Source organism: Streptomyces calidiresistens (assembly GCF_014141525.1).
Taxonomy (GTDB): Bacteria; Actinomycetota; Actinomycetes; order Streptomycetales; family Streptomycetaceae; genus Streptomyces; species Streptomyces calidiresistens.
In genome coordinates, this window is the sequence record NZ_VKHS01000003.1 from 1 (window position 1) to 26,221 (window position 26,221).

Below are 26,221 nucleotides of genomic sequence, written 5' to 3' on the forward strand. Positions count from 1 at the left end.
GCGGCAGCAAAAGTGTATAAGAGACAGCAACGGGTCCGGTGCCCCCACGGGAGGGCACCGGACCCGTGGCCCGTGGGGTACGGGGCGGTTGCCCTCAACCGTCCGAGACCAGGATGGCCTTCGACGGGCAGATGTGTTCGGCGAGCTTGTGGGCGTCCACGGCCCCGGCACCCGAGGGCGAGTCGTCCAGCACGACCACCAGGCCGCTGTCGTCCTGGTCGAACACCGAGGGGGCGTTGAGCGCGCACAGTCCGGCACCGATGCAGCGGTCGCGATCCGCGTGGACCTTCATCCGTTCACCAGCCGACCATGAGCTTGTGGACCGGCGGCAGCCCGTCGACGAGCTCGATCGGCTCGTCGCTCTCGACCAGGTGCAGCCCCGGGAACCGGTGGATGAGGCCGGACAGGCACAGCTCCAGCATCAGGCGGGCGACGTGCTGCCCCAGGCACTGGTGGACGCCGTAGCCGAAGGCCAGGTGGTCCCGCGCGTCGCGGTGGATGTCGAAGGCGTCCGGGTCGGAGTACTTGGCCGGGTCGCGGTCACCCAGGCCCTTGAGCACCAGGATGCCCTCGCCCTCCTTGATGGTCACGCCGTCGATCTCCACGTCGGCGAGCGCCACCCGGGCGATGATCTCGTCCACCAGGCTGAAGTGGCGCAGCACCTCGTCCACCGTCCGGGGCATCAGCCCCTCGGTGTCGGCCCGCAGCGCCGCCAACTGCTCGGGGTGCTCGAGCAGGGCCTGGGTGCCGAGCGCGATGCGGTTCACGATGAACTCGTAGCCCGCGAGCAGCAGCATCTTGGTCATCAGGGTCAGACCGTGGTGGTCGAACTCCTCGGTCCGACCGGCCCGGCTGATGAAGTTGCCGAGCATGTCGTCGGTGGGGTTGTTCTGCTTCTCGGTGACGAGGGTCGCGAAGTACTTCATCAACTCCTCGTTGGCGGCCAGCTTCTCGTCCATGGTGTACGAGTGCCGGGTGCCGACCATGATCGCCGCGTTCCGGGTGAAGGTGTCCTGCTCGGCGTCGGGGATGCCCGCCAGTTCGCAGATCACCCGGGCGGGGAGCGGCAACGCCAGGCTCTGGACCAGGTCCACGGGCCCGCCCCGGACCTCCATCCGGTCCAGGTACTCGTCGACCAGTTCCCGCACCCGGGGCCGCAGCTTCTCCACGGCCTTGACGGTGAAGTCCGGGAGCGCCATCTGACGGACCCGGGTGTGGCGCGGCGGATCCATGGTCACCAGAAGGTTCTTGGAGTCCTTGGCGATCATGTCGAGCAGTTCCTGCGGTGCCGGGAACCGGATGGGGAACGTGGGGTGCGGCTCCACGCTGAACCGGTCGTCGGCCAGCAGTCGCTGGATGTGGTCGTGTCGGGCGACCAGCCATGCCTTGCTGCCCGACGGCATCGTGACCTGTGTCAGCGGGCGGCCCTCGGGCAGCTGCTCGTACTCGGGCAGCAGCGGGTTGGGCCAGCCGCGAGGGGCGACGGGGCAGGTCGCCCCCCTTTCCACGGCGTCGGTCATCGTTACCCCTTGTCTGTCTGTGGTCTGTGACCCTGCAGGGGCCGATGCTATGGACCGGTTCCCGTTCATCGGGGGTCCTTGCCACTTGCTGCAGCGCGGGCCGATTCGAAGAATTCGAATTCCTCCGCCACTCGTCTCGTTTCCGGAAAATGCAGCCGTGCACGACAGTCATTGTCGGATCGTGTATTCGTTTGGCAGGAACGTCGATGAACCCCGGTCCGTGCGGGCCGGGGCGCGCCGCGTGGGCGCGGCACCCGCCCTTCACGGCAGGTGAGCCGGTCGACCCGCGGTGACGGCGGAACGACCGAAGTGGTCCATCCCGCCGACCGTCGGTGCCCGACCGGAGACCCGGATCGGCTTGGCCCGAAGAAACAGAGGACAGATGTCTGACTCGTCAGCCACGGTTCTGCCACTGACCGCCGGCCAGGCCGGAATTTGGTACGCGCAGAGCCTGAGCGGTCCGAACGCGACATTCCACGCCGCGATGTATCTGGAAATAGCGGGGCCCCTCGACCCGGAGCTGTTCCTGGCCGCCATGCGTCGGGTGGTCACCGAGACCGAGGCGCTGCGCGCCCGCTTCGTCGACGACGGGACCGGCCCCGCGCAGGTGATCGAGCCGATCACCGACTGGTCGGCGCAGCCCCTGCACGTCCTGGACCTCGCCGCCGGGGACCGGCCGGAGCAGGAGGCCGAGGAGTGGATGTGGGCGGACGCGAACACCCCGGTGGACGTGTTCGACGGGCCGCTGTACCGGTTCGCGCTCATCCGGATCGCCGCCGACCGCTTCTTCTTCTACCACCGCTACCACCACCTGGTGATGGACGGGTTCGGCGCGAACCTGGTCGCGGCACGTCTCGCCGAGGTCTACACGCGGCTCGTCGCCGGTGAGGACCCCGCCCCCGGCGCGTTCCCCCCGCTGCGCGCGCTCATCGACGACGAGGTGGCCTACCGGCGGTCCGCCGCCTTCGGAGCCGACCGGGACTTCTGGACCGAGCGGTTCGCCGACAAGGCGACCGCCGTCGGCCTCGGTGATCGCCCGACCGGCCTGCCGACCGGGCTGCTCCGGGACACCCGGACCGTCACGCCCGGGGCGGGGGACCGGATCCGCGACGCCGCCCGCGGCGTCCGGGTCGGTTGGCCGGCCGCGCTGCCGGCGGCCGTCGCCGCCTACACCAGCAGGATCACCGGCAGCCGCGAGGTGGTGATCGCGCTGTCGGTCGCCGCCCGTTCGACGGCCGTGGCGCGCGCCGTGCCCGGCATGGTCTCCAACGTCGTCGGGGTGCGGCTGACGGTGCGGCCGGACATGACGGGGAGTGAGCTCATCCGGCACGCCCACCGGCGGATGCGCGAGGTGTCCCGGCACACGCGCTACCGCTACGAGGACCTGCGGCGCGACCTCAAACTCCTGGGCTCGGACGGCCGGTTGATCGGACCGCGGGTGAACCTGAGCATCGGCGCGCCCGACCTGCGCTTCGCCGACCTGCCCGCGACCGTGCGACCGATGATCGCCGGACACGACGACGACCTGTCCCTGATCGTGTACGCCCGGCGGGACGGCGGCTTCCGGCTCGACGTGTCGGCGAACCCGGAGGTGTACGACCCCGAGGCGGTGCGGCGGCACCACCGCCTCATCACCCGGCTGCTCGACGAACTCGTCACGCACCCGGACCGTCCGATCGGCAGCCTGGACATCGTCGAAGCCGAGACGCGGAAGCGCCTGGTGGATGTGTGGGGTGGCGCGGCCTCCACGGTCGAACCGGTCGGGGAGGCCACCCTGCCCGAACGGTTCGCCGAGGTGGCCGCCGCGCACCCGGAGCGCACGGCGGTGGTGTGCCCCGACGGCGCCACCACCCACTCGTTGACCTATCGGGAGTTGGACGCACGGTCCAACCGGCTGGCCCGGCTGTTGATCGAACGCGGTGTGCGGCGCGGGCAGCTCGTCGCGCTGGCGGTGCCCCGCTCGACGGACACGATCGTGGCGCTGCTGGCGACGCTGAAGACGGGGGCCGCCTATCTGCCGATCGACCCCGAGTCGCCCGCGGAGCGGGTGGCCCACATGCTCGACGACGCCGGGCCCGCCGCGGTGATCACCCACCGGCGCGATGCCTTCGCCCATCCGGCCGTGGACGTGCCGGAGATCGGGCTGAACACCCCGGAGACGGAGTCCCGGCTCGCCGAGCTCTCGGACCTCCCCGTCCGGGACGAGGAGCGCGGCGGGCCGATCCTGCCCGATCAGGTCGCCTACGTCATCTACACCTCCGGCTCCACCGGCCGGCCCAAGGGCGTCATGGTCGCCCACCGGAACGTGATCCGACTGTTCGGTTCGACCGACCGGTGGACCGGCTTCGGCCCTGACGACGTGTGGGCGCTGTTCCACTCCTACGCCTTCGACTTCTCGGTGTGGGAGATCTGGGGCCCCCTGCTGTACGGGGGCGCGCTGGTGGTGGTGCCGTTCGCGGTGAGTCGTTCGCCCGAGGACTTCCTGCGGCTACTGGTCCGGGAGCGGGTCACCGTGCTCAACCAGACGCCGTCGGCCTTCTACCAGTTGATCCAGGCCGATCGGGACCACCCGGAGATCGGCGCCGAACTCGCCCTGCGGTTCGTGATCTTCGGCGGCGAGGCGTTGGAGTTCGGCCGGCTGGGCGAGTGGTACGAGCGGCACGCCGAGGACAGCCCGCGGCTGGTGAACATGTACGGCATCACCGAGACCACGGTGCACACCACCGAGTTGGCGCTCACGGCGGCCGACGCGACGGCCGGTACCGGCAGCATGATCGGCCTGGGCATCGAGGACCTGCGGGTCTATGTCCTGGACACCGCGCTGCGTCCCTCCCCGCCGGGGGTGATGGGCGAGCTGTACATCGGGGGGCCCGGCGTCGCCGACGGTTACCTGGGGCGACCGGACCTGACCTCCACCCGGTTCGTCGCCGATCCCTTCGGCCCGCCCGGCCGGCGCATGTACCGGTCCGGTGACATGGCCCGTTGGGCCCCGGACGGCAGCGCGAACCTGGAGTACCTGGGGCGTGCCGACCACCAGGTCAAGATCCGCGGTTTCCGGATCGAACCGGGTGAGATCGAGTCGGCCCTGCTGCGCCACCCCGATGTCCGGCAGGCGGCCGTCGTCGTCCGTGAGGACGCCTCCGGTGACAAACGGCTGGCGGCCTACGTCGTGGGTGACTTCGGGGGCCCCGAGGGCCGGACCGCGCCGGACACGGCGGAGTTGCGCAAGCACGCCGCGGCCGTGCTGCCCGACCACATGATCCCCTCGTGGTTCGTCGGGATGGACTCGCTGCCCCTGACCACGAACGGAAAGCTCGACACCCGGGCCCTGCCGGCGCCGGACCCCGTCGTCACCTCCACCGGCCGGGCGCCGCGCACCCCGGAGGAGGAGATCGTCTGCGGTCTCTTCGCGGAGATCCTGGGTGTTCCGTCGGTCTCCATGGACGACAACTTCTTCGATCTGGGCGGGCACTCGCTGCTGGCGACCCGCTTGGTGAGCCGGATCCGCGCGGCGTTCGGTGTCGAGCTCGCGATCCGCACCGTCTTCGAGGCGCCGACCCCGGCCTCGCTGCTCACCTGGCTGGCCGGCAACGGTCATGTCCCCGAGGCCAGGCGCCCGCTGACCCCGATGGACAGGCCCGGGGAGATCCCCCTGTCCTTCGCCCAGCTGCGGCTGTGGTTCGTCGACAAGATCGACGGCGGGGCGGGTACCTACAACATCCCGCTCGTGGTGCGGCTCAACGGCTCCCTGGACCGCGGGGCGCTGCAGGCCGCCATCGGGGACGTGGTGGGCCGGCACGAGAGCCTGCGCACCGTCTTCCCCGATCGGGACGGCACGCCGCGCCAGCACATCCTCTCCCCCGAGGAGGCGACGCCGGTCATGGACGTGATCGACATCGCCGCCGACCGGTTGGCCGACGCCATGGCCGAACGCGCCGGCATCGGGTTCGACCTGGCCCGCGAGGCACCCGTTCGAGCCCACCTGTTCGCCGTCGCCGAGGACGAGCACGCGCTGCTCATGCCGGTGCACCACATCGCCGGCGACGGCTGGTCCCTGGTACCGCTCACCCGCGACCTCCAGATCGCCTACACCGCCCGCTGCCGGGGGAAGGCCCCCGACTGGGCCCCGCTGCCGGTGCAGTACGCGGACTACACGCTGTGGCAGCGCGAGATCCTGGGGGACGAGACCGACCCGGACTCGGCCATCTCCGCCCAGCTCGCTCACTGGAAGCGGTACCTGGCCGGGCTGCCGGAGGAGGTCACCCTGCCCACCGACCGGCCCCGGCCGGCCGTGGCCTCCCACCGCGGCGAGACGCTGCGCTTCGAACTGCCCGAGCGGCTGTACCACCAGGTGACGCGGTGCTCGCGCGAGTACGACGTGAGTCCGTTCATGGTGGTGCAGACCGCGTTGGCGGTGCTGCTGGGCAAGCTCGGCGCCGGGGACGACATCCCACTGGGCATCTCCATCGCGGGACGCACCGACGAGGCGCTGGACGATCTGGTCGGCTTCCTGGTCAACACCCTGGTGCTGCGCACCGACCTCACCGGCGACCCGCTCTTCGCCGACCTGCTGGGCAGGGCCCGCACGGACGGCCTGGCCGCCTTCGCCCACCAGGACCTGCCCTTCGAACGACTGGTCGAGGCGCTCAACCCGGAGCGTTCGGCGGGCCGGCACCCGATCATCCAGGTCGGGCTCGGCTTCCAGAACAACGCGACACCGGAACTGGACCTGCCCGATCTCGACGCGTGGATCGAACCCGCGATCACCCACACCGCCAAGCTGGACCTGCTCTTCGACTTCCGCGAGGTGCGGGGCGGGGACGGGACCCCCGACCACATGGCCTGTGCCGTCGAGTACGCGACCGACCTGTACGACCGCTCGACCGTCGAAGGACTCATCAGCCGTCTGGTCCGGCTGCTGGACCTGGCGACCGGGCACCCCGGGAGCAGACTGAGCCAACTGGACGTGCTCGACCCCGAGGAGCGACGGCGCATCCTCGTGGACTGGAACGCCACCGACCGCGCCGTGCGCCTCGACACCCTGCCGGCGCTCTTCGCCGCCCGGGCCGCGAGCACCCCCGACGCCGTCGCGGTGATCGCGGGCGACGAGGAGGTGCGGTACGGCGAGTTGGAGGCGCGGGTCAACCGGCTGGCCGGGCACCTGATCGCCCACGGGGTCGGCGCGGAGGACCGGGTCCTGCTGGTCGTGCCGAAGTCGGTGGACCTCGTCGTGGCGCAGCTCGCCGTGGTCACCGCCGGCGCGGCGTTCGTGCCGGTCGACCCCGGCTATCCGCGCGAGCGCATCACCTTCATGGCCGAGGACTGCGCGCCCGTTCTGGCCCTGACCACCGGTGCGGCGGAGGAACTGGTGGGGGAACTGGTGGAGGAGGTGGCGTCCGGGGTGCCGGTGATCGTGGTCGACGACCCCGCGACCGCCGCGCGGATCGCGGAACGGCCGACGACCCGGCCGTCCGACGCGGAGCGCCGGCACCCCGCCTCGATCGACCACCCCGCCTATGTCATCTACACCTCCGGCTCCACCGGCCGGCCCAAGGGCGTCGTCGTCACCCACCGGGGCATCGGCAACCTCGCCGCCGCGCAGATCGAGCGGTTCGCGATCCGGCCGGACAGCCGCATCGTCCAGTACGCGGCGCCGAGCTTCGACGCCGCGGTCTCCGAGACCTGCATCGCCCTGCTCGGCGGCGCCGCGCTGGTGCTGCCGGTCGGCGGCGGTCTGCTGCTCGGCGAGGAACTGGCCCGTTTCCTGACCGATCACCGCATCACCCACGCGACGATCCCGCCGGTGGCCCTCACCGGCCTGGACCCCGCCGCGGTACCGGCCGACCTGACCCTGACGGTCGCCGGCGAGGCGTGCTCGGCGGAGCTGGCCGGGACGTGGTCCTCCGGGCGACGCATGATCAACGCCTACGGGCCGACCGAGACCACCGTGTGCGCCACGATGAGCGAGCCGCTGTCGGGTGCCGTCCCGCCTCCGATCGGCACGCCGATCGCCAACGCCCGGGCGTACGTCCTGGACTCCGGGCTCGGCCCGGTCCCGGTCGGTGTCCCCGGTGAGCTGTACGTGGCCGGGATCAACCTGGCCCGCGGCTACCTGGGGCGGCCGGACCTGACCGCCGAGCGGTTCGTCGCCAACCCGTTCGGCGGGCCGGGGGACCGGATGTACCGCACCGGCGACGTGGTGCGCCGGCGTCCCGACGGCCACCTCGAGTTCGTCGGCCGGGCCGACGACCAGATGAAGCTGCGCGGCTTCCGGGTGGAGCCGGACGAGATCGTCGCAGCGCTGACCGACCAGCCGCAGGTGGCCGCGGCCGCCGTCGTGATCCGCGAGGACCGGCCCGGGGAACGCAGGCTGGTCGGCTACGTGGTGCCCGCCGAACGGGGCGACGGCCCCCGCGACCTCGCCCTGGAGGCGGACCAGGTCGGCAAGTGGCGGGTCATCAACGACGAGGTGTACGGCGCGTCGGACCGGGAGGAGCCGCCGCTCGGCGAGGACTTCAGCGGTTGGCACAGCAGCTACGACGGTTCGGTCCTGCCCGAGGAGGAGATGCGGGCCTGGCGGGCGGCGACCGTGGAGCGCATCCTGGAGCTGGAACCGCGCCGGGTCCTGGAGATCGGCGTCGGTGCCGGACTCATCATGGCGCCGGTCGCACCGCACGTGGAGCTCTACTGGGGCACCGACCTGTCCGGCACGGTGATCGAGACGCTGCGGCGCCGGACCGCGGCGGACCCGGTACTGGCGGAACGGACCCGGTTCACCGCCTGCCCGGCGCACGCGCTGGAGGACCTGCCGACCGGGACGTTCGACACCGTCGTGATCAACTCCGTGGCGCAGTACTTCCCGGGTGTGGACTACCTGGTCGACGTGATCGGCAAGGCGTTCTCCCTGCTCGGCGACACCGGTGCCGTCTTCCTCGGTGACCTCCGCGACCTGCGGCTGCTGCGTTGCATGCGGGCGGCCGTCCACCGCGCCTCCCACCCCGGCGACGACGCCGCCGCCGCGCGGTACGCGGTGGAGCGGGCCGTCGAGCGCGAGACCGAGCTGCTGCTGGACCCCGCGCTGTTCGATTCCCTCGCCGGGGTCCTGGACGGTTTCGGCGGCGTCGACGTCCGGATCAAGCGCGGGGAGTACGACAACGAGCTCAGCCGCTACCGCTACGACGTGGTGCTGCACAAGCGACCGGCCGCGCCCGTCTCGCTGGCGGACGCGCCGACCGTCTCCTGGGAGGACCTCGCCGGCCTCGACGGGCTGGCCGCGCGACTGCGCGAGGGGCGTCCGGCCGCCCTGCGGGTCACGGGCATCCCCAACGGCAGGCTCCACGCGGATCTGACGGCGCTCGCCGGGATCGACGACATCGAGGTGCCGGAGGCGGTCGACGTGACCGCCCTGCACGACGTGGGCTCCCCGATCGGATACCGGGCGCTGCTCACCTGGACGGCCGGGGCCCCGGACGGCCGGCTGGACGCGGTGTTCGTGCCGGTCACCGACGCGGAGGGCGGGGTGCCCGCCTACCGGGACCTGTACCTGCCGGACGCGGTGCCCGGGCGGTGGGCCAACGACCCGCTCGCCGGGCGCAGGGACGGCGCGCTGGTCACCGAACTGCGGGAGAGGCTCGCCACGAGGCTGCCCGAGTACATGGTGCCCGCCGCGCTGGTGCCACTGGACGCGCTCCCGGTCACCCCGAACGGCAAGCTCGACCACAGGGCCCTGCCCGCGCCCGACGCGGCGGTGTCCGCGTCGGAGCTGCGTCCCGCCACGCCGGAGGAGGAGATCGTCGCCCGACTCTTCGCCGAAGTGCTCGGGCTCGACCGGGTCGGGGCGGACGACGACTTCTTCCGGCAGGGCGGCGACAGCATCGTCTCCATCCAACTGGTCAGCCGGGCACGGGCGGAGGGTCTGGACTTCACCGCGCAGGACGTGTTCGCGCACCGCACCGTGCGGGCCATCGCCGCGGCGGCCACGCGGATGGCGGAGGACACCGGGAAAGCGGATCGGGCGGTCGACGCCGAGTGGGACATCCCCCTGGTCTCGCAGGACGAGCTCGACCGGTTCCGGTCGGATTGGAGCGTTTCGGAATGAGCACGAAGCAGAACCCGTCACCGGACGCCGTACTACCGCTCACCCCGCTGCAGGAGGGCCTGCTCTTCCACGCGCAGTACGACGACCGGGTCGGCCCGGACGTCTACGTCATGCAGCTCGGCATGGACATCGACGGACCGCTGGACGTGCCGGCCCTGCGCGTCGCCGCGCGCGCCCTGCTGGAGCGGCACGGCAATCTCCGCGCGGGTTTCCGACACGAGGGGACGCGCCCCCTGCAGTTCATCCCCGGGTCGGTCGAGCCGCCCTGGCGGGAGGTCGACCTGACCGACCTGCCCGGCGAGGAGCGGGACACCGCGCTGCGCGAGCTCACCGAGCGGGACCGCGCCACCCGCTTCGACCTGCGCCGCCCCCCGCTGCTGCGGTTCACCGTCGTGCGCACGGCGGAGAACCGGCACCGGCTGCTGGTCACCAACCACCACATCCTGCTGGACGGCTGGTCGGCCCCGATCCTGGTGCGCGAGCTGTTCGAGTTGTACGCGGCCGGCGGCGACGCGGGGGCGCTGCCCCCCGTGACGCCCTACCGCTATCACCTGGCGTGGCTCGCGAAGCGGGACCGTGCCGCCGCCGGCGAGGCCTGGCGCGAGGCGCTCGACGGTCTCGACGGGCCCACCATGCTGGCGGCGATGCCCGACGACCGGTCCGCCTCGGTGCTGCCCCGCAGGGTCGGTGGACGATTGTCGCCGGGGACGACCGCCCGACTGGGCCGGCGCGTCCGCGAGTACGGCCTCACCCTCAACACCGTGGTGCAGGCCGCCTGGGGCCTGCTGCTCGGCAGGATGACGGACCGCGCGGACGTCACCTTCGGCATGACCCTCGCCGGTCGGCCGCCGGAGATCCCCGGCGTGAACACCATGGTCGGGCTGTTCCTCAACACCGTGCCGGTGCGGGTGCGTCTTCGACGGGACGAGTCCCTGGCGGCGCTGTGCGAGCGGATCCGGGAGGAACAGAGCCGGCTGATGGCCCACCAGCACCTGGGCCTGGCGGAGATCCAGCGGACGGTCGGCCGGGGCGACCTCTTCGACACCCTCACGGTGTTGGAGAACTTCCCGGTCGACCCGGCCGCGCTGACCCTGCCCGGCGGGTTGTCGGTCACCGACGTCTTCTCCACCGACGGCGCGCACTACCCCCTCGCCCTGATGGTCATGCCCGGTTCCTCGCTCGAACTGCGCTTCACCTACCGGCCGGACGCCTTCACCGAGACCGAGGTCGAGGCCCTCCGCACCCGGCTGGTCACCGTGCTGGAGTCCTTCGTGGAGGACCCGACGACGCCGGTGGGCGCGGTCGACGTGCTGGACGCCGCCGAGCGGTCCCTGCTGCTCGGGGAGAAGCACCCGGCCCCCGCGCCGACCGCGGCGCGCACGCTGCCGGAGCTGCTGGCCCTGCGCGCCACCGAGACGCCGGGGCGGCGGGCGCTGGTGTGCGGGGACCGCTCGCTGGACTACGCGGAGCTGAACGAGCGGGTGGAGCGGATCGCCGCCTGGCTGCGCGACCGCGGTGTGCGCGACGAGGAGCCGGTCGGCATCTCCATGGACCGCTCCATGGAGTTCGTGCTCGCCGTGCTCGGGGTGATCCGGGCCGGCGCGGTGTACGTGCCGATCGACCACCGCTGGCCGCCGGCCCGACGCGACCACGTCCTGGCCGACAGCGGGATCTCGCTGGTCCTGGAGCAGGGGGACCTGCCCGGGGACCACCCGGTGCCCGAGGGCGGCGTGCCGATGCCGCCGGGCCCGGAACGGGTCGCCTACATCATGTACACCTCCGGCTCCACCGGTCGGCCCAAGGGCGTCGCGGTCACCCACCGGGGCATCGCCGACCTGGCCGCCGACAGCCGGTTCGCCGGGGGCGCGCAGGAGCGGGTGCTGTTGCAGTCGGCCCACGCGTTCGACGCCTCGACCTACCAGATGTGGATCCCGCTGCTGAACGGCGGCACCCTGGTGGTCGGCCCGCCCGGGGAACCGGACATCGCCGGCATCGCCCGCGTCCTCGCCGAGCAACGGATCACCGCCACGCTGTTCACCACCGGACTGTTCCGGCTGATCGCGGCCGAGGCCCCGGAGACGTTCCGACCGCTGCGCGAGGTGTGGACCGGCGGCGAGGCGCTGTCCGCCGCGTCGGTGCGTCGCGTGCTCGACGCCTGTCCGGACACCACGGTCGTGAACGCCTACGGGCCGACCGAGGTCACCGTCATGGCCAGTGCCCAGGAGCTGCCGCCGGGCGAGCCCGTGCCGGACCCGGTGCCGATCGGCGCTCCGCTCGACGGCAAACGGGTCCACGTGCTCGACGGCGACCTGCGGCTGTCCCCGGTGGGTGTGCCGGGTGAGTTGTACGTGGCGGGGGTCGGGTTGGCCCGTGGTTACCGGGGTCGGCCGGGCCTGACGGCGGAGCGGTTCGTGGCGAATCCGTTCGGGGCGCCGGGGGAGCGGATGTACCGCACCGGTGACGTGGTGCGCCGGCTCGCCGACGGCCGGTTGGAGTTCGTCGGCCGTCGGGACAACCAGGTGAAGCTGCGCGGCTTCCGCATCGAACTCGGCGAGATCGAGGCGGCGCTGGCCGACCACGAGGCCGTCGGCCAGGCCGCGGTGGTGGTCCGCGAGGACCGTCCCGGGGTGCGGCAGCTGGTGGGCTACGCGGTGCCGGCCCCGGGGGCCGCGCCGGACGCCGGGGAACTGCGGGCCCGCCTGGCCGAACGGCTGCCGGAGTACATGGTGCCGAGGCCGATCGTCGTGCTGGACGCCCTGCCCCTGACGACCAACGGCAAGCTGGACCACGCCGCGCTGCCCGCGCCCGACCACGAATCGGAGGAGGCGCGGGAACCCCGCACACCGCACGAGGAACTGCTGTGCGGGCTGTTCGCCGATGTGCTCGGACTTCCGTCGGTCTCGGTGGACGACAACTTCTTCGAGCTCGGCGGTCACTCGCTGCTCGCCACCCGTCTCGTCGGGCGGGTCCGGGTGGTGCTCGGCGTCGAGCTGCCCATCCGCGCGGTCTTCGAGGCCCCGACCGTGGTCGCGCTCGCGCTCCGGCTCACCGACTCCCCGACGGCCGTCCGGGCGCCGCTGCGCCCCGTCCCGCGGCCCGAGCGGGTGCCGCTGTCGTTCGCGCAGCGCCGACTGTGGTTCCTCAACCGCATGGAGGGCCCCGGCGACACCTACAACATCCCCTTCGCCGTGCGGCTCTCCGGCGCGCTGGACGTACCGGCGCTCACCGCCGCGTTCCACGACGTGGTGACCCGGCACGAGGCGCTGCGCACCGTGTTCCCGGATGCCGACGGCGAGCCGTGGCAGCGGGTCGTCCCGGCCGAGGAGGCCCGCGTGCCCCTGGAGGTCTCCGACGTTCCCGGGGCGGGACTGTCCGCCGCGCTGGACGCCGCGGCCTCCACCGGTTTCGACCTCGCCGTCGACCTGCCGATACGCGCCTGGCTGTTCCGGGTCTCCGACGACGAGCACGTGCTGTGCGCGGTGGTCCACCACATCGCCGGTGACGGCTGGTCCCGGACCCCGCTGGTACGCGACCTGGGCGAGGCGTACCGCGCCCGCTCGAACGGCACTGCCCCCTCCTGGCGGCCCCTGCCGGTCCAGTACGCCGACTACACCCTGTGGCAGCGGGAGGTCCTGGGCGACGAGCGGGACGGGAACAGCATCGCCGCGGCCCAACTGGCCTACTGGCGCGAGCAGCTCGCCGGCGCCCCGCAGGAGATCGAACTGCCGGCCGACCGTCCGCGCCCGCCGGTGGCCACCCATCGCGGGGGCTCGGTGCCGGTGCGCATCGACGCCGAGCTCCACGAGGGACTGCGAGCACTCGCGGCGAGGACCGACACCACGCCCTTCATGGTCTTCCAGGCCGCCCTGGCCGCGCTGCTGTACCGCCTGGGCGCCGGGGAGGACATCCCGATCGGCACCCCCGTCGCCGGACGGACGGACGCCGCCGCCGACGACCTGGTCGGGTTCTTCGTCAACACGCTGGTGCTGCGCACCGACGTCTCGGGCGACCCGTGCTTCGTCGACCTGCTGCGCCGGGTCCGCGCGACCGCCCTCGGCGCCTACGCCCACCAGGACCTGCCGTTCGAGCGGCTGGTGGACCTCGTCGGCGCGGACCGCTCGCTGTCGCACAACCCGCTGTTCCAGGTGATGCTCGCCTACCAGAACAACGACATCCGTGACATCGAGCTGCCCGGCCTGCGGGTCACCGCCCGGGAGGTGCCGCTGCCGGTCGCCAAGGTGGACCTCGAACTCAGCCTGGCCGAGGACGCCGACGGCGTCTCCGGCATCCTGAACCACAGCACCGACCTGTTCGACCGGGAGAGCGCGGAGCGCATCGTCGCCCATCTGGTGACGCTGCTGCGTGCCGTCGTGGCCGAGCCGACCCGACCGATCCGCCGGCTGGAGATCCTCTCCCCCGCGCAGCGCGAGCAACTCCTCGCCGAGGGGCACGGCCCCGAGTCGTCCGAGGCCGCCCGTACCGTCCCGGCGCTGTTCGCCGAACGGGCCGCCGCGTCCGCCGACCGGCCCGCGGTCGTCTCCGGTGGGGTCACCCTCGACTACGCCACGCTGGCCGCGCGGGTCAACCGGCTCGCCAGGCTGCTGATCGGGCGCGGGGTGGGCCCGGAGGACCGGGTGGCCCTGGTGCTGCCGCGGTCGATCGACCTCACCACCGCCGTGCTCGCGGTGATGACCGCCGGTGCGGCCCACGTGCCGGTCGACCCGAACCACCCGGCCGACCGGATCGACCACATGATCTCCGACAGCGACCCCGCGCTGGTGGTCACCGTCGCCGCCCTGGCCGACCGGCTGCCGCCCCGGGCCGGCGAACCGCTGCTCCTGGACGACCCCGGTGTCCTCGACGCGCTCGCGGAACTGCCGGGGACCGGGGTCACCGACGCGGAACGGCGGGCCCCGCTGTCCGTGGACCACCCCGCCTACGTGATCTACACCTCCGGCTCCACCGGGCTCCCCAAGGGCGTGGTGGTCCCGCACCGGGGGCTGGGCAGCCTGGCCGCCTGGCAGGCCCGCCGGCTCGGCGTGGACGCCGGCAGCCGGGTCGGACAGTTCGCCGCGCCGAGTTTCGACGCCTCGGTCTGGGAGACGGTGATGGCGCTGCTGAACGGCGCCGCGCTGGTGCTCGCCCCGGCCGGGGGTCCGGTGCTCGGCGAGGCGCTCACCGACTTCCTGACCACCGGGGGGATCACCCACGCCACGCTCACCCCGACGGCGCTGTCCGGCGCCGACCCGCAGGCCGCGCCCCCCGGTCTGACCCTGGTGACGGCGGGCGAGGCCTGCCCCCGGGACCTCGTCGCCCGGTGGTCTCCGGGCCGCCGGGTGATCAACGCCTACGGGCCGACCGAGACGACCGTGTGCGCCACGGCGAGCGGCCCGCTCGACGGAACGGTCACCCCGCCCATCGGCGGACCGATCGCCAACACCCGGGTGTACGTCCTGGACGCCGGGATGAACCCGTGCCCGGTGGGTGTGCCCGGTGAGCTGTACGTGGCGGGGGTCGGGTTGGCCCGTGGTTACCGGGGTCGGCCGGGTCTGACGGCGGAGCGGTTCGTGGCGAATCCGTTCGGGGCGCCGGGGGAGCGGATGTACCGCACCGGTGACGTGGTGCGCCGGCTCGCCGACGGCCGGTTGGAGTTCGTCGGCCGTCGGGACAACCAGGTGAAGCTGCGCGGTTTCCGCATCGAACTCGGCGAGATCGAGACGGTGTTGTCGGACTGTCCCGGTGTGGAGGGTGCCGCGGTGGTGGTTCGCGAGGACCGTCCCGGGGTGCGGCAGCTGGTGGGCTACGCGGTGCCGGCGCCGGGCGCCGAGCCGGACGCCGGGGAACTGCGGGCCCACCTGGCCGAGCGGCTGCCGGAGTACATGGTGCCGCAGGCGTTCGTCGTGGTGGACGCCCTGCCGCTGACGGTGAACGGCAAACTGGACCACGCCGCCCTGCCGGCGCCGGAGTTCACCACCGGCGGGGCCGGCGAGGGGCCGACGGGCGACGCCGAGGAGATCCTCGCCGAGGCGTTCCGCGAGGTCCTCGGCCTGCCCGGGGTGGGCGTGCGGGACAACTTCTTCGAGCTCGGCGGCGACAGCATCGTCTCCATCAAGCTGGTCGGCCGGGCCCGCCGCGGCGGACTGGTCATCACCCCCCGGGACGTGTTCGAGCACAAGTCGGTCGCCGCCCTCGCGGCGGTGGCCCGCCCCGTCGACGAACTGCCCGCCGAGGACCCGGACGCCGGCATCGGCGGGGTGCCGCTCACGCCGATGACCCACTGGTTGCGCGAACTCGGCGGCCGTATCGAGCGGTTCCACCAGTCGGTGCTGCTGCGGGTTCCCGCCCGGGTCGACCCGGAGTCGTTGACCACGGCGGTCCGCACCGTGCTCGACCACCACGACGCGCTGCGGCTGCGGCTGACGGTCACCGACGGCGAGTGGTCCCAGGAGGTCCGGCCGCGCGGCTCGGTGGACGCCGCCGACTGCGTCACCCGGGTCGACACCACCGGCGCGGACCGCGAGAAGAGGCGGGCCCTGATCGCCATGCACGCCGAGCGGGCGGTCCGCGAACTCTCGCCGACCGATGGCGCGATGCTGCGGGTCGTGTGGTTCGACGCCGGCCCGCGGGAGCCCGGCAGGTTGCTGGTCGTCGGCCACCACCTGGCCGTCGACGGGGTCTCCTGGCGCGTTCTGGTGCCCGACCTCGCCGCGGCCTGGCAGGCGGCGGTCGAGTCCCGGGATGCGGCACTCCAGCCGGTCGGTACCTCGTGGCGACGCTGGGCGCAGTGGCTCACCGAGCTCGCCGCCCAACCCGCCCGCGCCGCCCGGGTCGCCTGGTGGGCCGACCAACTGCGGGAGGAGGACGTGCCGGTGACCGCCGAACCGCGCGACCCGGCCCTCGACACCATGGGCACGCAGAGCGCGCTCGCCCTGACCCTGCCGGGGCCGGTCACCGAGCGGCTCCTGACGGCGGTGCCCACCGCGGCGCGCTGCGGCGTGGAGGACGTTCTGCTGACGGCCTTCGCCCTCGCGGTCTCCGACTGGCGGCGGCGCGCCGGACTGGGTGCCGGCACCTCCGTGCTGGTGGATCTCGAACGCCACGGCAGACAGATCCCGGACGACGCCGACCTCGATCTCTCGCGCACCGTCGGCTGGTTCACCAGCCTCGCGCCGGTGCGGCTGGACCTCGGCCCGGTCTCCTGGGGACAGGTGTTCGGTGACGCCACCGCGCTCCACAAGGCCCTCACCCGGGTCAAGGAGACGCTGCGGGAGATGCCGGACGAGGGCGTCGGCTACGGCCTGCTGCGCCACCTCAACCCGCGCACCCGCGAGGAGTTGGCCCGGTTCGACCCGCCCCAGTTCGGCTTCAACTACCTGGGCCGGGCGGCGGTCGCCGGGGACGCCGACGCCGAGGACTGGACCATGTCGGCGGACGGCGACGTGCTGCGCGAACTCGGCGGCGACCCGGACATGCCGGCGTCGCACGCCCTGTCGCTCAACGTCCTCGTCGAGGACACGGCGGACGGCCCGCGGCTGATCGCCAACTGGACGTGGCCACGACGGCTGCTGGACCCCGGCGACGTGCGCCGGCTGGCCGACGGCTGGTTCCGCGCGCTCACCGCGCTCGCGGAGCACGCGGGGGAGCGGCGACCCGCCGACCTGTCCCCGTCGGACCTGTCCCTGATCGACCTCGAAGCGGATGACCTCGGGGTGTTGGAAGCGGAGTGGAGGAAGACCCGGTGACCGGCAAGGAACTTTTCGAGGACATCCTCCCGCTCGCTCCACTGCAGGAGGGGATGCTCTTCCACGCGACCTATGACCGGGACGCGCTGGACGTCTACACCGTCCGACTGGCCATCGACATCGAGGGCCCCTTCGACCCGGACGTCCTCCGCGACGCGGTGAGGGCGCTGTTGGTCCGCCGGAGCAACCTGCGGGCCGGCTTCCTGTCGGAGAACCTGAGCCGGCCGGTGCAGGTCGTCCCGCGCGAGTTCGAGACCCCGGTCGTCGTGCACGACCTCTCCGGCCCGGACGAGGAGGAGCGGGCGGCGCGGCTGGCCGAGCTGGTCGCGGCGGAGGAGTCCGTGCGCTTCGACCTCGCCGACCCGCCGCTGCTGCGGTTCACCGTGGTGCGCCTGGGCGAACACACCTGGCGGCTGATGTTCTGCTGCCACCACATCCTGCTGGACGGCTGGTCCATGCCCCTGGTCCTCGGTGAGCTGTTCGAGCTGTACCGGCGCGGCGGCGACGCGACCGGGATGCCTCCCGCCCCGTCGTTCAAGCTGTACCTCGCGTGGCTGCGCGAGCAGGACACACAGGCGGGACTCGACGCGTGGCGTGCCGCGCTCGACGGCCTCGACGGGGCCACCCTGGTGGCCCCGGAGGCCGACGACACCGTCGCCTCCCTGCCCGGCCGGGTCACCGCCGAGCTGTCCGCCGCGCGGAGCGCTGAGCTGGCCGCGCTCGCCCGCCGGCTCGGCCTCACCGTCAACACCGTGGTGCAGGTGGCGTGGGGCCTGCTGCTGTCCCGGCTCACCGGCGAGGACGACGTGGTGTTCGGCGCCACCGTCTCCGGCCGACCGGCCGGGATCGAGGGCGTCGAGAACATCGTGGGCCTGTTCATCAACACCGTGCCGGTGCGCCTCCGGCTCGCCGGGGACGAGTCGCTGCGGGAGCTGCTGCTCCGGGTCCAGGACGAGCAGTCGGCCCTGCTGGACCACCACCACATCGGGCTGACCGGGATCCAGCGAGCGGCCGGGCACCACCGGCTGTTCGACACCCTGGTCGCCTTCGAGAGCTACCCGGTGGACGCGGACTCCCTCCGGGACCAACCGGGCGACCTCACGATCACCGGCGTCTCCGGCGCCGACGCCACGCACTACCCGCTGACGCTCATCGTCGTGCCCGGCGAGCGCGTCCAGCTGCGGCTGGGGTTCCGGGAGGGTCTGTTCACCCCGGACACCGCCGGCGGCCTCCTCGCCTGCCTGGAGCAGCTCCTGGAGGCCATCGCGGCGGACGACACGCGGCCGGCCGCCGAGGCGTCGGCGGCCCTGACGCCGCCGGAGGGCCTGCCGATCGCCCGTCCGGTCCCCGGGGCCGGCGGCGGGGCGTCGGTGTCCGACCTGACCGCCGCCCCCGCCGGGGGCCGGGCCCCCCGGACCCCGCACGAGGAGGTGCTGTGCGGGCTGTTCGCCGAGGCCCTCGGCGTGGCCTCGGTCTCGATCGACGACAACTTCTTCGATCTGGGCGGGCACTCGTTGTTGGCCACCCGGTTGGTGAGCCGGATCAGGAGCGTCTTCGAGATCGAGCTTCCGGTGCGCGCCCTGTTCGATGCGCAGACGGTGGTGGCGTTGGCGGAGCGGGTGGTGGGTTCTTCGGTGGGGGGTCGGCCGCCGGTGTGTGCGGTGGTGCGTCCGGAGCGGGTGCCGTTGTCGTTCGCGCAGCGTCGGTTGTGGTTTTTGAATCGGATGGAGGGGTCCGGCGGTACGTACAACATTCCGTTGGCGGTGCGGTTGAGCGGTGCGTTGGACGTGGACGCGTTGCGGGCGGCGTTGCGGGATGTGGTGGGGCGGCACGAGTCGTTGCGGACGGTGTTTCCGGATGTGGACGGGGAGCCGTGGCAGGAGGTGGTGCCGGCCGGGGATGCGGTGGTGTCCGTGGCGGTGGTGGAGACCACGGAGGAGGAGTTGCCGGGGGCTTTGGCTTCGGTGGCTTCGGTGGGTTTCGATCTGGCGGTGGAGTTGCCGGTTCGGGCCACGGTGTTCCGGGTTTCGGAGTGTGAGCACGTGTTGTGTGTGGTGGTGCATCACATTGCGGGGGATGGGTGGTCGCAGGCTCCGTTGGCGCGGGATCTGGGGGAGGCGTATCGGGCTCGGGTGAGTGGTTCGGTTCCGGATTGGCGGCCGTTGCCGGTGCAGTACGCGGATTACGCGTTGTGGCAGCGGGATGTTCTGGGTGATGAGGGTGATCCGGAGGCGCCGATCTCGGTGCAGTTGGAGTTTTGGCGGGAGGCTTTGCGGGGTTTGCCGGAGGAGTTGGCTCTTCCGGTGGATCGTCCCCGTCCGGCGGTGGCCGGTTATCGGGGTGGTGTGGTGTCGGTGGAGTTGGGTGCTCGTTTGCATCGTGAGTTGACGGGGTTGGCGCGTTCGACGCGGTCCAGTTTGTTCATGGTGTTGCAGGCGGGGGTGGCCGGGTTGTTGTCCCGTGTGGGGGCGGGGACGGATATTCCGTTGGGGACGGCGATCGCGGGGCGTACCGACGCGGCTTTGGATGATCTGGTGGGTTTCTTCGTCAACACGTTGGTGTTGCGGACGGATGTGTCGGGTGATCCGGGTTTGCGGGAGGTGGTGGAGCGGGTTCGTGCCACGGATCTGGCGGCGTACGCGCATCAGGATCTGCCGTTCGAGCAGTTGGTTCACGCGGTGCAGCCGGGTCGTTCGTTGGCGCGTCATCCGTTGTTCCAGGTGATGATCGTGTTGCAGAACAACGCGCGGGCGTCGTTGGAGTTGCCGGGGGTGAGTGCTCGTCCGATCGACGGTGAGCTGGGTGCCGCCAAATTCGACCTCGGCTTCAACTTCGTCGAGCGCAAGGACGAGGAGGGCGCTCCCGCCGGTGTCGAGGTGACGGTGGAGTACAGCCTCGACCTGTTCGACGAGGAGACCGTCGCACGGCTCGCCCGGCGCCTGGTGCGCCTCCTGTCGCTGGGGGTCGCCGACCCCTCGATGCCGCTGAGCCGGCTGGACATCCTCGAACCGCGCGAGTGGCGCGGATTGCTGGCCGGCTCGACCGACGGCGTTTCCGACGGAGTTTCCGACGACACCGTTCCCGACCTGTTCGCCGCGCGGGTGGCGAACGATCCGGACCGGCTCGCGGTGGTGGCCGGCGACACCCGTCTGAGCTACGCCGAACTGGACGAGCGTTCCACCCGCCTGGCCGCCCTGCTGGCCGCCCGGGGGGTGCGGCGCGGCGATGTCGTCGCGGTGGCGGTGCCCCGCTCGGCCGCCCTGGCGGTCGCCCACCTCGCGGTGCTGAGGATCGGCGCCGCGTGCCTGCCGATCGAGACGGACCAGCCGGCCGACCGGATCGCCCACACGCCGGCCGACGCCGCGCCCGCCGCGATCGTCACCACCCCCGGTGTCCGACCCGCCTTCCCCGGGACCGGGGTCGAGGTGGTCGTGCTCGACGAGGAGACCGGTGCCGCGGAGGGGGCGACCGCGTCGCCGGCCGATGTGGACGCACTGCCCGGCCCGCTGCCGGATTCCCCCGCCCACGTCATCCACGTCCCCGACCCGGAGGGCCGCCCGCGCGTCGTCGTCGTGCCGCACCGGGGGGTCGTGAACCGGCTGCTGTGGATGCGGGACGCCCACCGCCTCGGCCCGGACGACCGGGTGCTGCACAAGGCGCCCGCGGACCTGGACGTGTCGGTCTGGGAGCTGCTCGCGCCGCTGGTGGCCGGAGCCACCCTGGTGGTCGCCGAGCCCGGCAGCCACCGCGACCCGGTCCACCTGGCCCGGCTGATCCGCCGCGCCGAGGTGACCACGGTCCACTTCGCGCCGTCGATGCTGGAGGTCTTCCTCTCCGAGCCCGAGGCCGCCCGGTGCACCGGTCTGCGCCGCGTCCTGTGCAGTGGCGAGGCGCTGTCCGCCGGCCTGCGCGACCGGTTCCGCGCCCTGTGGACGGAGGCGGAGCTGCACGTTCTGCACGGCCCGACCGAGGCGTCCTTCGACGCCTTGGCGTGGGACGGGACGAACGGGACCCCGGGGGCGTACCCGCCTGCGGGCCGGCCGATCCGCAACACCCGGGCGCACGTCCTGGACGCCCACCTCGTCCCGCTGCCCGTCGGCAGCGCCGGCGAGCTCTACATCGGTGGCGTGCAGCTCGCGCACGGTTACCTCGGTCGGCCGGACCTGACGGCGGAGCGGTTCGTGGCCGACCCCTACGGTCCGCCCGGTTCGCGGCTCCACCGCACCGGTGACCTGGCCAGGATCACCCGGGACGGAACGGTCGAACTCCTCGGCCGCACCGACGACCGGATCACGGTGGCCGGCCGGCAGGTCGAGCCCGGCGAGATCGAACGGGTCCTGACCCGGCACCCCGCGGTCGACGCGGCGGTCGTGGCCGCCCGCCCCGGACCCTCCGGCCGGCCCGTCCCGGTGGCCTACCACACGCCCGTCGACCCCAACGCCCCGGCGGACGCCCGGACCCTGCGGGAACACGCCGCCGCCGTACTGCCGGACCACATGGTGCCCGCGCACTACACCGTGGTCGAGGAGTTCCCCCGCACCCCGGACGGTGGCATCGACCGCGCGGCGCTGCCCGAGCCCCGGTACAGCGCGGCGCGCGGCCCCCGCAACGACATCGAGCGGACGCTGTGCGGCCTCTTCTCCGAACTGCTCGGCAAGCCGGTCACCACCATCGACGACAGCTTCTTCGATCTGGGCGGGCATTCGCTGTTGGCCACCCGGTTGGTGAGCCGGGTCCGTTCCACCTTCGGCATCGAGCTGCCCTTCCGGGACATCTTCGATGCGCAGACGGTGGTGGCGTTGGCGGAGCGGGTGGTGGGTTCTTCGGTGGGGGGTCGGCCGCCGGTGTGTGCGGTGGTGCGTCCGGAGCGGGTGCCGTTGTCGTTCGCGCAGCGTCGGTTGTGGTTTTTGAATCGGATGGAGGGGTCCGGCGGTACGTACAACATTCCGTTGGCGGTGCGGTTGAGCGGTGCGTTGGACGTGGACGCGTTGCGGGCGGCGTTGCGGGATGTGGTGGGGCGGCACGAGTCGTTGCGGACGGTGTTTCCGGATGTGGACGGGGAGCCGTGGCAGGAGGTGGTGCCGGCCGGGGATGCGGTGGTGTCCGTGGCGGTGGTGGAGACCACGGAGGAGGAGTTGCCGGGGGCTTTGGCTTCGGTGGCTTCGGTGGGTTTCGATCTGGCGGTGGAGTTGCCGGTTCGGGCCACGGTGTTCCGGGTTTCGGAGTGTGAGCACGTGTTGTGTGTGGTGGTGCATCACATTGCGGGGGATGGGTGGTCGCAGGCTCCGTTGGCGCGGGATCTGGGGGAGGCGTATCGGGCTCGGGTGAGTGGTTCGGTTCCGGATTGGCGGCCGTTGCCGGTGCAGTACGCGGATTACGCGTTGTGGCAGCGGGATGTTCTGGGTGATGAGGGTGATCCGGAGGCGCCGATCTCGGTGCAGTTGGAGTTTTGGCGGGAGGCTTTGCGGGGTTTGCCGGAGGAGTTGGCTCTTCCGGTGGATCGTCCCCGTCCGGCGGTGGCCGGTTATCGGGGTGGTGTGGTGTCGGTGGAGTTGGGTGCTCGTTTGCATCGTGAGTTGACGGGGTTGGCGCGTTCGACGCGGTCCAGTTTGTTCATGGTGTTGCAGGCGGGGGTGGCCGGGTTGTTGTCCCGTGTGGGGGCGGGGACGGATATTCCGTTGGGGACGGCGATCGCGGGGCGTACCGACGCGGCTTTGGATGATCTGGTGGGTTTCTTCGTCAACACGTTGGTGTTGCGGACGGATGTGTCGGGTGATCCGGGTTTGCGGGAGGTGGTGGAGCGGGTTCGTGCCACGGATCTGGCGGCGTACGCGCATCAGGATCTGCCGTTCGAGCAGTTGGTTCACGCGGTGCAGCCGGGTCGTTCGTTGGCGCGTCATCCGTTGTTCCAGGTGATGATCGTGTTGCAGAACAACGCGCGGGCGTCGTTGGAGTTGCCGGGGGTGAGTGCTCGTCCGATCGACGGTGAGCTGGGTGCCGCCAAATTCGACCTCGGCTTCAACTTCGTCGAACGAGCCGACCTCGACGGCGCGCCGGCGGGCATCGACATGTCCATCGAGTACAGCCGGGACCTGTTCGATCAGGAGACCGTCGCAGGCCTCGCCGAACGGTTCGTCCGGCTGCTCACCGCCGGGCTCGCCGACCCGTCGATGCCGCTGAGCCGGCTGGACATCCTCGACCCCGCCGAGCGCGAGCGGTTGCTGACCGGCTGGAACGACACCGCCCGGACACCGGAACTGCCGGCGGCGACGGCATCCGGGTTCGAGCCGGAGACCATCGCCGGGCTGTTCGCCGCGCGGGTGGCGAGCTGTCCGGACCGGCTCGCGGTGGTGGCCGGGGACGCGCGGCTGAGCTACGCCGAACTGGACGAGCGCTCCACCCGCCTGGCCGCCCTGCTGGCCGCCCGGGGGGTGCGGCGCGGCGACGTCGTCGCGGTGGCGGTCCCCCGCTCGGCCGCGCTGACCGTCGCCCTCCTGGCCACCATCAAGGCGGGCGCGGCGTACCTGCCGATCGAGACGGACTACCCGGCCGACCGGATCGCCCACATGCTGACCGACGCGGCCCCGGCGGTCGTGGTCACCACCCGCGCCGTGCGCGAGGAGTTGCCCACCGGCGCCGGGCACACCGCCGGGCACCCGATCGTGCTCGACGAACCCGACGTCGTCGAGGAGACGGCTGCGCTGTCGGCCGACGCCGGGGCCCTGCCGGGCCCGCTGCCGGATTCCCCCGCCTATGTCATCTACACCTCCGGCTCGACCGGCAGGCCCAAGGGCGTCGTCGTGCCGCACCGGGGCATCGTGAACCGGCTGCTGTGGATGCAGGACGCCTACCCGCTCGGACCGGAGGACCGGGTGCTGCAGAAGACCCCGTCCGGGTTCGACGTGTCGGTGTGGGAGTTCTTCTGGCCGCTGGTGGCCGGGGCGGTCCAGGTGGCCGCCGAACCGGGCGGGCACCGGGACCCGCGCTACCTGGCCCGACTGATCCGGGAGGCGGGCGTCACCACGGCGCACTTCGTGCCGTCGATGCTGGAGGTCTTCCTCGCCGAGCCCGAGGCCGCCCGGTGCACCGGTCTGCGCCGCGTCCTGTGCAGCGGTGAGGCGCTGCCCGCCGGCCTGCGCGACCGGTTCCGCGCCCTGCTGAAGGCCGAGTTGCACAACCTCTACGGCCCCACCGAGGCGTCCGTGGACGTGACCGCCTGGGACTGCGCGACCGACTCCGACGCCGCGGTGGTCCCGATCGGCAGGCCGATCTGGAACACCAGGGCCCACGTGCTGGACGCCGCGCTCGCCCCGGCCCCGGTCGGCGGCAGCGGTGAGCTGTACCTGGGGGGCGTGCAGCTGGCGCACGGCTACCTGGGTCGGCCGGACCTGACGGCGGAGCGGTTCGTGGCCGACCCCTACGGTCCGCCCGGTTCGCGGCTCTACCGCACCGGTGACCTGGCCAGGGTCACCCGGGACGGGGTGATCGAGTTCCTCGGCCGCACCGACGACCAGGTGAAGATCCGCGGCCGGCGCATCGAGCCCGGCGAGATCGAGCACGCCCTCGCGCGGCACCCGGCGGTGGGCACCGCGATCGTGACCGCGCACCGCGAGTCCCCGGGGGACGTCCGGCTCGCCGCCTACGTCACCCCCGCCGACCCGGCGGTGGGCGTGGACCCGGCGGTGTTGCGCGACCATCTCGCCGCCGTGCTGCCCGAGCACATGGTGCCCGCGCACTACACGGTGATCGACGCCGTTCCGGTCACCCCCAACGGAAAGGTCGACAGGAAGGCGCTCCCCGCCCCCCGCCGGTTGGAGCGCGCCCCCGGTCGTGCCCCGCGCGACGGGACCGAGGCGGCCCTGTGCGAGATCTTCGCCGAGCTGCTCGGCCACGAGACGGTCACCATCGACGACAACTTCTTCGACCTGGGCGGGCACTCCCTGCTGGCCACCCGGCTCATCGGTCGGGTCCGGGACCGGTTGGGGGTGGAGATGTCGGTGGTCTCGATCTTCGAGGCCCCGACGCCGGCGGCGCTGGCCGTCCGCCTCGGTCGGGAGGACACCGCCGGACCGCTGGGCCGGCTGCTGCCGCTGCGTCCCGGCGGGGAGGGCGCGCCGGTGTTCTGCGTGCACCCGCTCGGTGGGCTCGCCTGGCCGTACGCCGGCCTCGCCGAGCACCTGCCGGCGGGGGTCGCGCTGTACGGCCTCCAGGCGGCCGGGCTCGGTGACGACGGTCCGCTGCCGGATTCGATCGAGGAGATGGCCGCCGACTACGTGGCCCGCGTCCGGGCGGTGCGGCCGGAGGGCCCCTACCGGTTGCTCGGTTGGTCGCTCGGGGGACGGATCGCGCACGCCATGGCGGTCCTGCTGGAGTCGCAGGGCCACGAGGTCGAGTTGCTGGCGTTGCTGGACGCCTACCCGCGTACCGCGGTCGAGGCGGAGGCGGCCTTCTCCGAGCGGGATTTCCTCGACGGTGTCCTGGCCGCGGCCGGCGTCGACCCCTCGCGGCTGGGGGGAGTCGTCGACTTCGACACGGTCCTGGCGGCGGTGCGGGCCTCCGGCGACGACCTGGCCGGCCTGTCGTCGGATCAGGTGCGGCGCCTGCAGAAGGTGATGAGCAACAGCTTCCACATCGACGCCCGGTCCCTGACGGGTCGTTGCCGGGCGGGCGCGGTGATGTTCGCCGCGACGGTCGATCCGGTCGGCGACCCCGACCACTGGCGCGACCACGTCGACGGCGGGCTGGAGGTCCACACCCTGGCGACCTCGCACAACGACCTCATGCGGCCCGGGTCGCTCGCCGAGATGGGGGCGGTGCTGGCGAAGAAGCTGGCCGACCCCGCCCGCGCGGATCACGCGTGA

5 protein-coding genes are annotated in these 26,221 nt (G+C 72.6%); 3 read left to right on the top strand and 2 right to left on the bottom strand.

Features of this window, described 5'->3' with window-relative positions; genetic code table 11:
* Positions 1 to 94: 94 nt before the first annotated feature.
* Both FOE67_RS00450 and FOE67_RS00455 read right to left on the bottom strand, forming a co-directional pair.
* Complete coding sequence (locus FOE67_RS00450; protein ID WP_182659728.1) at positions 95 to 292, bottom strand: ferredoxin; 198 nt, start codon at positions 290 to 292, stop codon at positions 95 to 97.
* 4 nt (positions 293 to 296) lie between these two features.
* Positions 297 to 1,520 (bottom strand): cytochrome P450, encoded by a 1,224-nt coding sequence (locus FOE67_RS00455; protein ID WP_182659729.1) that lies wholly within the window; start codon positions 1,518 to 1,520, stop codon positions 297 to 299.
* A gap of 382 nt (positions 1,521 to 1,902) precedes the next feature.
* Here FOE67_RS00455 and FOE67_RS00460 point away from each other — a divergent pair, with 382 nt between their 5' ends.
* The 3 genes from FOE67_RS00460 to FOE67_RS00470 are packed head-to-tail and all read left to right on the top strand — an operon-like array spanning position 1,903 to position 26,221.
* On the top strand, positions 1,903 to 9,618 hold the full coding sequence (locus FOE67_RS00460; RefSeq protein ID WP_182659730.1) for a non-ribosomal peptide synthetase: 7,716 nt from the start codon (positions 1,903 to 1,905) through the stop codon (positions 9,616 to 9,618).
* Positions 9,615 to 17,360 carry a non-ribosomal peptide synthetase gene (locus tag FOE67_RS00465; RefSeq protein ID WP_182659731.1) on the top strand — a complete coding sequence of 2,582 codons (7,746 nt, stop codon included), beginning with the start codon at positions 9,615 to 9,617 and terminating at the stop codon, positions 17,358 to 17,360. Before FOE67_RS00460 ends, FOE67_RS00465 begins: the two co-directional genes overlap by 4 nt.
* On the top strand, positions 17,357 to 26,221 hold the full coding sequence (locus FOE67_RS00470) for a non-ribosomal peptide synthetase (RefSeq protein ID WP_182659732.1): 8,865 nt from the start codon (positions 17,357 to 17,359) through the stop codon (positions 26,219 to 26,221). Before FOE67_RS00465 ends, FOE67_RS00470 begins: the two co-directional genes overlap by 4 nt.